The organism is uncultured Cyclobacterium sp., from assembly GCF_963976465.1.
GTDB lineage: Bacteria > Bacteroidota > Bacteroidia > Cytophagales > Cyclobacteriaceae > Cyclobacterium.
In genome coordinates this window covers 1-1857 of record NZ_CAXBOC010000699.1, presented here as the reverse complement: position 1 = coordinate 1857, position 1857 = coordinate 1, and the positions used below count along the sequence as shown (strand labels likewise).

The following is a 1857-nucleotide window of genomic DNA, read 5'->3' as shown; positions in this document are numbered from 1 at the left end:
CATTGGAGCAGTCTAATTTTGCCGCCCACTCGATGGTGTCAAAACCATCTTTTGCTTCATCTCTAAAAGGATCCCATACGCCCTCGCTTTCATATCTTCCACGAACATCCTGCACAATGGCGACATAACCTCTTTGGGCAAATTTAGTCATCCGCTCATGGTGCACTCCTACACGTTGCACTCCATAGGGTGTTCTTGTCAAAATTACCGGGTATTTTCCTTCTTTTGCCGGCCTGTAAATGTCTGCATAAAGAATGACACCATCCCTCATTTCTACCGGCTGGTGTCTTTCTATCTTTACTTCATATAAAATAGGGTCAGGTTCAGGGTTTCCTTGGACCAAACTCATGGAAACAATCATCAGGCAAATCAATAGCCAGAAAGATCTGCCCAAACCTTGATTAACATTTAATGGCTTCTCACCACCTAAGTGTGCTTTTCTTTTCATTGGTAATAAATAGTACGATGGTTATCAATAATAATTAAAGTGAAAACCTGAGCCCGGTTAAGTAACAACCGAGCTCAGGGCAATTAAAATTCTATTTAAATATAAGCATTTCACCTCGGAAATTTAGGATCCCACCAAACTGTACTTGTAAGTAAATTACCTACACCCTGCCTGTTATAGGCATCCATAAAATTATCTTCATTCAAATTCAATTCAGAATCCGGGATAATTAACCTTCTAGGAATGGTTCCTCCGGTAATATTTCCGGGATAATTGGTAGGGATTAACTCCGGATAGCCGGTTCTTCTCCAATTAGAAAAGATTTCATAATTATCAAGGAATAAGGATACCCATTTTTGCGTACTGATTTGCTCAAGTTTTTCTTCAAAAGACCCATCCTCTTTGAAAGGGTTTCTAGCAATATAATCCTCAATTTTTTCAGATGAAATAATGCCCTCATCGCCAAAAAGCGCCCAATGTCTCATGCCTGCCCTCACAGCATCCTCATAGGCTGCTTTAGCACTTCCGTTATACCAACCTCTGATTCCTGCCTCAGCCAATAATAGGTTCGTTTCTGCATTGGTCATGGTCAATACAGGACTGGCATAACTTAAAACCGTATTGGGATGGGGTTCAGAATAGGTGTGGAAATCATCCGGCTCACCAAATAAAGCTCCATTTTTCATTCCTCTCTGAATACTTGTAGCTGTATCGTATACATAACCATCTCCATCCGGGTTGTCTACCCAAACTACTGACATCACATTCAGTCTGGGGTCTCCTGTGGCTTTCAAATGTTCAATAAAGGTTTCAGCAAATTTACCTCCCTGAGTATTGCTCACCCCTGCTTGAGGGTTTTGGTAATCTTGGACCAATAGGTTGGCTGCTTTAGGATTTCTGCTGTGTTCTATTTGTCCATCCAAATAAGTAACCATAGCAATTTCATCATCCTCAATGATCACTCCTCCTGCAATGGCTTTCTTGGCCCAGGTTTCTGCAAGATTGGGACGAACTTCAGTTAATCGCATACTTAAACGAAGCATTAAGGAATTGGCTAACTTTTTCCATTTGTCTATATCTCCTCCATAAAATAAATCTGAAGGGCCAAAGGTGGGCAGGGAAGGATTAAAAGCAGCAGCTGCTTGTTCCAGTTCTTCCAACATGTCTTCATAAATTACTTCCTGGGTATCATATACGGGTTGCAATAGGCCTTCTGCACTTTTCAATGCTTCAAAATAGGGTACATCCCCATGAAGGTCTGTCACCAAATGAAACATATACACTTTCCAAATCCTTGCTGCAGAAAGCAAATTGATAGAATTTGGATCATCTTTCACTGCATTGATTACACGCTCGTTGTCTGCAAGGGCCGTATTGTATACCGGCCAATGACTTCTGGCTGCACTTTC

General features: G+C 41.2%; 2 protein-coding genes. Both read right to left on the bottom strand.

What is annotated here, in order from left to right:
- Positions 1-448 (bottom strand): CocE/NonD family hydrolase (locus AAC037_RS24045; protein ID WP_339906202.1); only part of this gene is annotated, 448 nt, incomplete at its 3' end.
- A gap of 110 nt (positions 449-558) precedes the next feature.
- Positions 559-1857 (bottom strand): SusD/RagB family nutrient-binding outer membrane lipoprotein (locus tag AAC037_RS24040; RefSeq protein ID WP_339906201.1); only part of this gene is annotated, 1299 nt, incomplete at its 5' end.